Below are 9,681 nucleotides of genomic sequence, written 5' to 3'. Positions count from 1 at the left end.
CCCGCGGAGCGGGTCCCATCGCGCTGCGCGCGATGCAAGCGAACTCGGGCGCTGCGCGCCCGAGTTGCGCTCACGCTTCGCGTGAGCGCTGGCGGTTCGCTTTGCTCACCGCCCAGTTCGCTTGCTTCGCAAGCGAACTGACACTCCCTCTGCTGCGCTCCGGGAGTGAGCCGGCCTGCGTTGCAGTCCGGTGCTGGACTCCGTCCAGCCAGAGGCTTCCGCTGCGCTCCAGCCTCGACCGCGCTGCGCGCGGCCAACGGGCCTCCGGCCCGTGCGGCAGCAAGGAGGCGGGTCGTGCGGCTTCGTGGAAGGAACGTGACGATGAGCCAGGGGACGGCTTCGGAGAGAGGGGGGGCTGTCCCGGTACTGTGGAGACCTGGGTTGGGCGCTCAGATCTGTGCTTCAAAATGGACTTCGGATCGAATTTGGATCACGTCTTCCCTGCCGCCCCCGCCTCACACCGCTCCCACCGACTACTGAAACTGCGCAGCATCCGGTGCTCCTGCTCGCTGCTTGAAGTGCGGGCTATGGCCCTGGGCGGTGATCGGCCGTCAGCGCATCGCGTACGGCGGGCGTTTGGGCTTGTAGCCGAGTGGCTGAGGGCAGCCCTGCATGTCTTCAGGCGTGATCCAGGGCAGGTGGTGGTGGGCGTTGCTGAGTGGCCACACGGTCGGTGGCAGTGGTCTTCTGCGCGTGTTCTTGCGCCGCTTGGGGCGTGGGGGCTGAGGCGGGCGCAGTTTGAGCTGCTCTGCGAAGTCGGTCAGGTAGGGCAGTCCGGTGGGCTCGTAGGGATCGGTGAACAGCTTGCCGCTGCTGGTGCCGGTGGCCAGGAGATGAGTGAATGCCGCAGCACGGAGAAGAGGGCGTGCCCAGGTGGGCACAGGGTGGGTCATGCAGCCCTGGCGGACGTTGTGGCGGTCGTGGAGCGTCACCGTGCTGCCGTCCAGGGCGGCATCCCGTACCCGGGCAGTGGCAAGCTGGCTTCTCGAGGCGGCCGTGAAGCACGCGGTGGCGAGCTCGGCCGCGAGATGCGGATGGGCGGTGCCGGCATGAAGGCGCCGGGCGACTTCCTCCTCGGTCAGCGCAGGCATGACAGGAGGCACGAAGCCGCGCTCATCCGCCAGGGGCGCGGCGCACACGCACGCCGGGCTGTCCTCCCAGGACATCAGTGTGGTCAGGGCCGGCAGGCTGATCCACCGCCGTCGCAGCACGTTGGCCGTGGGCTCGTCGTCTGGAGATTGCTGCTGGGAGAACACCGCTTCGGCGTCGGCCACGGTGTGCTGCGTGCGGGCCAGGATGCGCTCCAGTGTCCGTGGGAGCGTCCGCTGGTGGCAGACGAGAGTGAGGCGTACCCCGGTGCGGGAGCGCAGCGCGATCAGCTCGGCAAGGCAACGCTGGTGGAGTAGGTGGGCGCGCAGGACGGCAAGGTGGGTGACGGGGCCGGCGAGAGTCCAGGCCGCGCACAGTGTCCAGGCGGGGCGAGGGTCGGAGGCGGGGTAGGCGGTCAGAGGGGTGGGTTTGCCGAGGGCGGCAAGGATGTCGCAGGCCAGGGTGAAAGTGGAGTCGGTTGCGGGGGTGGGATGGACGGTGATGCGTCCGCCTGCCGGGTCGTGCGCGGCCAGGGCCGCGCGGGTGTGGGTGACGTCGTCGTGGGGGTCCAAGACCAGTGTGACGGGCGGCGGGTGGGGGCAGGTCAGCATGGTCTCTCACGCGGCCTGGCGGGTGCTGAGTTTGCTGTAGGCCCAGCGCAGCAGTTCCTCGTCCACCTGCTCGCGGCCGCTCTCTTTTCATCCCGGTGATGAGGTGATGGGTGATCTTCGCCCAGGCGCGGAAGTTCCCGTACGCGGCCTCCTGGTCGCAGACCGCGATCAGTTCGGCCTCAGCGTCGGCCCATACCGGGTGGAAGGCGGGGATGACGGTGAGGACCTCGTCCAGGGGCATGCGGCCGATCTCCTGCCAGGCATACACACGGGACTCGAGCATCGGCTCGCTCTGCAGCATCTCGAAACAGCCGTTGCCGCCGGTGAACACGATGGTGAGGTCGGATGCGGTGTCGTCCCACAGATAGCGCAGGTACTCGAAACACAGCTTGGACAGCCACTGCGCCTCGTCACACACCAGCACCCGCGGCTCCTCCAGCGCACCGCGCAGCATCCGGTCGAACTCGATCGCATGCGACGGCGGACGGCCCGGCAGACCTAGAGCGTGGAAGAGCTCATGACGCAGGTCCCGAGTGGAAGGGCGGGCCCGGAACTGAATCCGGCGGGTCAGTGTCGGTGCGAGCTCGCGCAGGGAGGCGTTCACCGCGAACGACTTCCCGTTGCCGGCCTGCCCGTAGATGCAGATCATCGCCCTCGCCTCGATCGCCGCCCGGATGTTCTCCCGAGCCGCCAGCAGCGCCCGCGTGGAGACGATCTGGGCGCCGGGCAGGCGCATGAAGTGGTCTTCCCGCTCCCCGGGCAGACGCCCCTTGCGTTCGGCGGTAGCCATCTGGTGTCACTCCTCGGTGTGCGAAGCAGGTGCGGTGCCGGTTGCATCGCCCGACGCCGAGGGCCGCGGCGCGGTACCCGGGCGCAGCCCGGCGGCGGGACGCGGCCGGGCCCAGCCGGCAGGCGGGTCCCGGGGCGGGATCAGGTCCGGCAGCGCCCGGCCCGCCAGATCGGTCGCCTTCGCGCGGGCGATCTCCGCCTGAGCCTGCTGCCCGGTGACCGTCTGCCGCGGACGAGGCGTGCCTGGTGTGACCTGAGCCGTGTAACGAGTGCGGCGCAGCTTCTCTGCCGCCTTCAAGTCGGCCTTCAGCGCACGGGCCTTCTTCTCCCTGACCGAGCTCAGCGCCCTGCGCTCCTCAAGCGTTGCCTCATGGGCCAGGTAGGCGGTCCCGAGATGACGACCGGACTGCTCGGTGGAGAAGACCTCGATCTGCCCGTCGTAATGCGGCAGGTACCGCAGCCGTACGCGTGTGCCCACGTGGCCGATCATCCACGGCGCAATGTAGAAGCGGCGCCGCCACCTGACCCCGCTCGTCGAGATCTTCCGCACCCTGCCGTCATCCTCCAGCGCGAAGAACGCCAGCTGCTCCACGGGAACGTCTTCCACCGGGGTCGGATCCGCCTCCCACGCCGCCATTGGCGTCAGCCCCGAAGCAAGGCCGGCGGGCCGGTGCTGCGTGTTCCACCAGCGCACCCAGCCCAGCAGCGCCTCGACGAAGTCCGCGAAGGACAGCAGATCGCCCACCTCGTCGGGGCGATGAGCGCCCACGGGCCGAGCGCGGCGGGTGTAGCCGGGAAGAGAGACCAGGAACATCTCCTCCACCGCGTCGTTCAGCGCCTCGATGGTGCCCTTGCGGTACGGCTTGTAAGCCGGCAGATCCTCCACCGGCACCGCGAAGCCGCCCAGCGCCCGCGACACCGTCTGACACAGGAACTCCTTGCCGCGATCCACCCGCACCACGCCGGGCAGACCACCGCACGGCCCGTACGGGCCGGCACGGCTGACGCCCGTCCGTAACGCCGCCAACACCGCATCCCGGGCAGGCTCATGCGGAGTGACGGCCACCCCCACGACCACCTTCGTCGCGACATCGATGAACCACGTCACCCACGGACACAACGCCCGGCCCTCTACATCCACCCGCACCGGAACCCGCTTGTGATCCCCTTCCCAGCACGCATTGCGGTACGTCGGCGGACGCTTGCCGTACACGTCATAGCGGCGACGTGCCGCCTCACCGCCCTTCAGACCGGCCCGCTCCCCCGCAGACAAATCCCGCGCCACCGCACGCTGCAACGTACGCAGAGAAGAAACCGAGCCCGCCCTGCCAGCCGCCGTCGCCTCGGCGACCAGCTCACGGTGCACCGCGGCCACATTTCCGCCCCACACCGCCAGACGCGCACGCAGATCCGCACTCACACCAGCCCGGGACGGAGGCCGAGCCGACAACCGACCCTCACGCCGGGCCACCGCCACCCAGTTCCACACCGTCCGCAGCGAGACGCCCAGGGCCTCGGCGACCAGACGTGCGTGGTCTGTGGTCAACTCACCCCGGGAATCCAGCGCTACCAGGCGCGCCACAGCAACCTCACGCCCCGCACCCGGCCGCTGCGGCACGTCCTCTCCAACCAGACGCCGATCGGACATCCCACACCCCCAGCCCGAACCCCGCGCAGTGCGGCTGTCCACGCTCGGGGGTGTCCATCCCGACACGCCGGACAGATCAACACGAATGAGGGAAGTGAGGAAATACGGGTCATCTCCGCGTCGGCACCCGGTACACCAGTTCACACTGGAGTCGTGACCATGCCGAGCACCCTCTTCCACTACACCAGCACCACGTCCTGGGAGGGGATCCGCGCGTCCGGCTACATCGACACCACATCCCAGGCAGCACGCCACCTGGACGGCCAATCCCGGCTTGTGTGGCTAACCGACGGCCCCGGGCACGACAGCGGTCTGCGGGACCTTGACCGGACCGTCGTCCGGATATCCGTCGCCCCCGCCCCGTCCATCCTGTACTGGCCGCTGTGGCGCGAGCTATGCGACAACCGGACCGCGGTGGAGCAGGCCGGAGGCGACCCAGCAGCCTGGTACCTCTCCGATCAACCCATCACAGCCAAGCACTGGGGTGCGGTGATCCGGATGGACACACGAGAACCACTCCTCAACACGGACGCCGCCGAGCAGCCGGTCTCATCCTGGGCAACGATGCCCATCCCAGCCCGGATCGACGCAGCAACGCGCCGCCTCGACCGGCTCAGGCCGTCCGACCCATTCCGCGCCCACCGGATCGACCAGCAGATCATCAACCTGAAAGCCATCGTCGACCGGAACGAAGCGCAACAACGGCAACGAGCAGCATGGCGGACTCTGAAAGCCGAGATCGCGTCCTTCGCTGGACTCCCGCCGCAGTAACAACCCGAACGAACCCGACCGGCCACCTCTGAACAGCCGGCCTGCCGTACCCGGACCGCCCCCTCACACGTCTACACGCACGACAACGAACCTTCACCGGAAAACGACAACAACCTTCACCAGCAAAGCGACACCCCCACAGCCCCCACCCACCCCCCGATCAGCGCAAACACCTCCCACACCCGGTGCACACAGCTGACGCACTCCACTACAACTCACACGTCACTCATCAGCGACCGGGACCGTTGCCAGCAGCGGAGCGATGTCAGCGATGACCCAAGACGTTGACCACCCGGCCGTTGGGGTCACGGACGAAGAACCGCCGCACCCCCCACTCCTCGTCCTGCAAGGGGTACACGATCTCCGCACCACTGTCCCGCATGACCGCATAGGCCGCATCCACGTCGTCCACCTCCACGCTCATGTCGGGGGTGACTGGCGCCGTCTTGTCGCTGGCCATGAAGCTGATCTGCGCCGCCGGGCTGGATGGGGAGGCGAGTGTCATGATCCAGCCGTGATTCATGACCTCCTCGAATCCCAGCAAGCCGTAGAACTCCCGACTCTCCTGCACAGCCTCTGACTGGACGTTGGGCACGACACGGCGAACGGCCATCGACGACTCCAAAAGAGAACAGACGCCTCCTGGGACTATCCAGAGGTACTACGACACACCCGCCCTCGCAGGCACTTTCGCAACAGACCCTAAACTTGTCGTTTTTTACCTCGTTTCCGTTGGGGGTGGGGATGGAGCAGGCGGTTTTCGAATCCGTCAGGTACTCCGCTGTGTGCCAGGACTGCGGTGCGAAGCTGGAGTGCTGGGGAGTTCAGGCCCTGGTGGACGGCCGGTTGCGATGGGACGTTGAGTCAACCTGTTCCGCCTGTGGATTTGTAGTAGCCGTGTGCGGTGGCGACGTGCCGGCCGAACTGCGGGATCAGATGCTCTCCGAGCACGGACCCGTGAGGCTGCAGGTGAGCAGTCCGTCGGCCAAGGGTGTCGCCATCATGCGCGTGCTGCGGGCTGAGCTCGGTATTGACCTGATGAACGCCAAGGCTGAGCTGCGCCGTGTGTTGGACGGTGATTACTCAGGAACGCTTCCCGAGATGGAATACCTGGCCCGCACGCTTCGGAAGTCCGGCATCGCTGCTGCAGCTACTCGCCCTTAGGAATCTGATCCGGTAGCTCCGTGACGGTTCGCCTGGACTTGGTGCCCTTCTTGTGGTGGGCGGGTCGGCTGTACGCCTCGCCGGTGGCGAGGACGCGGCCCACGTCACGCCAGGTGGCCAGGCGGCGATTTTTCCAGCCTGCTGACCTCCCGTGAGCTGGCCGCGAAGGCTTCGGTCCACAGGTTCCTGAACCCCCTGCGACCCGAGCGGCCGTAACCTGGTTCAACGAGGCCGGTTTCTCCCAACGCCGCCGGAAATCGGTAGCCAGCAGACAGGCGAGCCGGAGCCAGGCATACGCAGCCATCACCAGCCACGTCCAGATCCAGGCCGCCCGCCGGGTCAGCCTCGGGGGCAGTCGGTCCCATGCCTGCGCGGTCGCCTTCCCCTAGAAGCGGGTGTCGGTGACCGTCACGGCTCGCTCGATACCCCACGTGGACGGGTCGCCGAAGACGAACTCGCCGCCGTGCTTGGGTGGTCGGCCGCCCTTGGGGTCGTAGACCCTCGGCGGTGCCGGTCGGCGCATGACCCGGTCGGAGCGGAGTCGGCCGAGGATCTCGGACGGGCAGGTCGTTCAACAGGTGGGCGATGCGGGGTGCGTCGCATCCGGCGTCCGGCACGACCCGGACTTCGGGTCGCCCGGCTTCCGCTGGCGAGCAGTGACGAGCCGCTCGATCAGTTCGCGGATGCGGACTGTGGTCACTGCGGCGACGTCCGCGCCGGTCTAAGACCGTGTCCTACGGGATGAGGCGGACGTTGAGCCGTATAGGGGGCGGGGTACGTGGAGTTGGAGATGAGACGGTGTTCGCGGCCATCATCTACGTCCTGGTCAGCGGATGGGCCTGGCGCCAACTGCCGCCCTGCTTCGGCATATCGACATCGACCGCTCAGCCCTGCCGGACCGCCTCGACGACGCCGGCCTCATCGACGTCACCCGCGTCGTCCTCGACACCACCCACGTCAGGGCTAAAAAAGGGGGCGAACACACAGTTCCGAGCCCCATGGACCGAGGCAAGCCGGGAACGAGACTGTCCTGGCTGTCCGGCTACCGCCCACTCAGCCCCTGCTACAAACGCCAACCCCGCAACTACCCGGCCCTTACTCCGCCTCGCCACCGCCCAGTGCCGCTACAAGCATCTCGCCCACCTCAAGCCAGAGCTTTCGCGTGTGTCCAGACCAGGGGGGCGGGTTCGGCATGCGCCGAGGGCTGAGCGGAGGAAAGAAAACGCGCCCACGCCCGAAGTGACCGTCGAACCGAAGACTGTGATGAACAAGTCGCCGGTCGGTGGACATCGAAACAGGCGGCTGACCGGATACGGAGCAGGCCTAGGAAAAGACATCGCCAGGCACTCGAAGCCATCTCCAGCCACCACGGCGACAACCGGATGATTTGGGCTACGCGCGAACCAACCCACCTGCAACACTCGCCCCCCGACCTGGCGCAAATCCTCCAATCACTCGCTGACACACAGCCCCGACCACAGAGCCAGGAAGACACCAAAGCCGGCGGCCCCGGACGCCTTACCCAACGACGCCGCCAGCGCTTCGCCGCCCAGACCGCCTCTCTCGAAGCCTGCGGTGGAGGACGGGCTGGACGGGGATGAGGGCACGGTCGGGGGTGTTGTATAGTGGATCTTGAGTGGGTCGCCGAGAGGCTGACGGAACTCGATGCGTTGGTGGTCCAAGGAAAGACGCCCCGCTTCCTGCGGGGAAATGCAGGTGCAAGGCCTGCCCGGCGCTCCAGGATCGAAAGCCCCGCCCCCGGTCAGCCGGGAGCGGGGCTTTTGGCGTGTGCGGGGGTAGGGCGCTTGTCTGGGTGACATGCCGTCCTCGGGTGGTCCGCGCTGTCATGGCGTTTACCTCGGGTCGTGGTTGAACTTCGAGGCCGACCAGAAGTAGCCGAGCGCCGCGAGGCCCAGGCACCAGGCGATGGCGAGCCATCCGTTGTGGCCGATCTCGCTGCCGAGCAGCAGCCCGCGCAGGGTTTCGATGGCGGGGGTGAACGGCTGGTACTCGGCGATGGGCTGGAACCAGCCCGGCATTGTGTCGGCGGGGATGAAGGCGCTGGAGATGAGTGGCAGGAGGATCAGCGGCTGCGCGCTGTTGCCGGCTGCCTCGGCGTTCGGGCTGGCCATGCCCATTCCGACCGCGATCCAGGTGAGCGCCAGGGCGAACAGCGCGAGCAGCCCGAACGCCGCCAGCCATTCCAGGACCGTGGCGTCGCTGGAGCGGAAGCCGATGGCCACGGCGACGGCGCCGACGAGGACCACGCTGGCGATGCACTGCAGCACGCTGCCGATGACGTGCCCGATGAGCACGGAGCCGCGGTGGATCGCCATGGTGCGGAAGCGGGCGATGATGCCCTCGGTCATGTCGGTGGCGACGGACACCGCGGTGCCGATCACGGTGCCGCCTATGGTCATCATCAGAATGCCCGGGACGATATAGGCGATGTAGTCGGAGCGGTCCGCGCCGCCGATGCCCGTGCTCATCACGTCGCCGAAGATGTAGACGAAGAGCAGTAGCAGCATGACCGGGGTGAGCAGCAGGTTCAGGGTGAGGGACGGGTAGCGGCGGGCGTGCAGGAGGTTGCGGCGCAGCATCGTCTTCGAGTCGCGTACGGCGAGGGAGAGGGCGCTCATCGGACAGACTCCTTGGGCTGGTTGGGGATGTCGGTGCTGCCGGTCAGGGCGAAGAACACGTCGTCGAGGTCGGGGGTGTGCACGGTCAGCTCGTCCGCCTCGATGCCGGCCGAGTCCAGCCGGTCGAGGATGGAGCGCAGTTCGCGCTGGCTGCCGTCGCTGGGGATCTGCAGTGCCAGCGCCTCGTCGTCGCGGGTGGCCTCGCGCAGAGCGGAGGCGGCGGACTGGTAGGCGGTCGGGTCGGTGAAGCGGAGCCGGACGTGGCCGCCGGGGATCAGCCGCTTGAGCTCCTCGGCGGTGCCCTGGGCGGCGATCCTGCCGTCGTTGAGCACGGCGATACGGTCGGCGAGCTGGTCGGCCTCCTCCAGGTACTGGGTGGTGAGGAAGACGGTGACGCCGCCCGTGACGAGTTCGCGGATGATCTGCCACATGTTGTGGCGGGAGCGGGGGTCGAGGCCGGTGGTGGGCTCGTCGAGGAAGATGATCCGCGGGCTGCCGACCAGCGTCATGGCGATGTCGAGGCGGCGTTTCATGCCGCCGGAGTAGGTGGAGGCGGGCTTCTTCGCGGCCTCCACCAGGTCGAAGCGCTCCAGGAGTTCGGCGGCGGTACGGCGGCCCTCACGCTTGGAGAGGTGGTGCAGGTCGGCCATGAGGAGCATGTTCTCCTCGCCGGTGATCAGGCCGTCGACGGCGGAGAACTGCCCGGTGACGCCGATCGCGGCGCGCACGGCCTGCGGGTCGGCGGCCAGGTCGTGGCCGCCGACGTGCAGATCGCCGGCGTCGGCGGTGATGAGGGTGGAGAGGATCTTCACGGCGGTGGTCTTGCCGGCGCCGTTCGGGCCGAGCAGGGAGAAGACCGTTCCTTCGGGGACGGCCAGGTCGACACCGTCGAGGACGGTCTTGTCGCCGTAGGACTTGCGCAGCCCGTTCGCCGCGATGGCCAGGTTGGTCATGATGGGCGCTCCTCAGG

Annotated in this window: 8 protein-coding genes and 2 pseudogenes; 3 read left to right on the top strand and 7 right to left on the bottom strand. The window is 67.9% G+C overall.

Features of this window, described 5'->3' with window-relative positions:
* Window positions 1-551: 551 nt before the first annotated feature.
* From ACZ7L0_RS43260 to ACZ7L0_RS43250, 3 genes and pseudogenes are all read right to left on the bottom strand, one after another.
* A complete protein-coding gene (locus tag ACZ7L0_RS43260) occupies window positions 552-1,700 on the bottom strand; it encodes a hypothetical protein (protein WP_471248087.1) in 1,149 nt (382 codons plus the stop codon).
* Window positions 1,701-2,055: 355 nt separating this feature from the next.
* Window positions 2,056-2,349: pseudogene (locus ACZ7L0_RS43255) on the bottom strand (ATP-binding protein); the annotation flags it as partial.
* A 147-nt stretch (window positions 2,350-2,496) separates the two neighbouring features.
* Window positions 2,497-3,909 (bottom strand): transposase, encoded by a 1,413-nt coding sequence (locus ACZ7L0_RS43250; RefSeq protein WP_471248084.1) that lies wholly within the window; start codon window positions 3,907-3,909, stop codon window positions 2,497-2,499.
* Between the two features lie 381 nt (window positions 3,910-4,290).
* On the opposite strand from ACZ7L0_RS43250, the gene ACZ7L0_RS43245 reads away from it, so the two are divergent.
* Entirely contained in the window at window positions 4,291-4,908 is a 618-nt protein-coding gene (locus tag ACZ7L0_RS43245; RefSeq protein WP_471248083.1) for a hypothetical protein, read from the top strand.
* A gap of 265 nt (window positions 4,909-5,173) precedes the next feature.
* Here ACZ7L0_RS43245 and ACZ7L0_RS43240 read toward each other — a convergent pair whose 3' ends face one another.
* The gene (locus tag ACZ7L0_RS43240; protein ID WP_471248082.1) at window positions 5,174-5,521 is read right to left on the bottom strand and encodes a VOC family protein; all 348 of its coding nucleotides are present in this window, start codon (window positions 5,519-5,521) and stop codon (window positions 5,174-5,176) included.
* A gap of 299 nt (window positions 5,522-5,820) precedes the next feature.
* Here ACZ7L0_RS43240 and ACZ7L0_RS43235 point away from each other — a divergent pair, with 299 nt between their 5' ends.
* A complete protein-coding gene (locus ACZ7L0_RS43235; RefSeq protein ID WP_471248081.1) occupies window positions 5,821-6,072 on the top strand; it encodes a hypothetical protein in 252 nt (83 codons plus the stop codon).
* A gap of 385 nt (window positions 6,073-6,457) precedes the next feature.
* Here the strand turns inward: ACZ7L0_RS43235 and ACZ7L0_RS43230 are convergent, their stop codons facing one another.
* Window positions 6,458-6,625 (bottom strand): transposase, encoded by a 168-nt coding sequence (locus tag ACZ7L0_RS43230; protein WP_471248086.1) that lies wholly within the window; start codon window positions 6,623-6,625, stop codon window positions 6,458-6,460.
* Between the two features lie 212 nt (window positions 6,626-6,837).
* Between ACZ7L0_RS43230 and ACZ7L0_RS43225 the strand changes: the two are divergent.
* Window positions 6,838-7,112 (top strand): annotated as a pseudogene (locus tag ACZ7L0_RS43225) (IS5/IS1182 family transposase); the annotation flags it as partial.
* Window positions 7,113-7,925: 813 nt separating this feature from the next.
* On the opposite strand, the gene ACZ7L0_RS43220 reads toward ACZ7L0_RS43225, so the two are convergent.
* Both ACZ7L0_RS43220 and ACZ7L0_RS43215 read right to left on the bottom strand, forming a co-directional pair.
* Complete coding sequence (locus tag ACZ7L0_RS43220; RefSeq protein WP_471248080.1) at window positions 7,926-8,711, bottom strand: ABC transporter permease; 786 nt, start codon at window positions 8,709-8,711, stop codon at window positions 7,926-7,928.
* A complete protein-coding gene (locus ACZ7L0_RS43215) occupies window positions 8,708-9,664 on the bottom strand; it encodes an ATP-binding cassette domain-containing protein (protein WP_471248079.1) in 957 nt (318 codons plus the stop codon). The genes ACZ7L0_RS43220 and ACZ7L0_RS43215 overlap by 4 nt, the downstream gene beginning before the upstream one ends.
* Between the last annotated feature and the right edge of the window lie 17 nt (window positions 9,665-9,681).

It is taken from the genome of Streptomyces sp. NPDC039424, assembly GCF_055639495.1.
The sequence above is the reverse complement of the archived record's forward strand: the minus strand, read 5'-3'. Positions and strand labels throughout refer to the sequence as shown.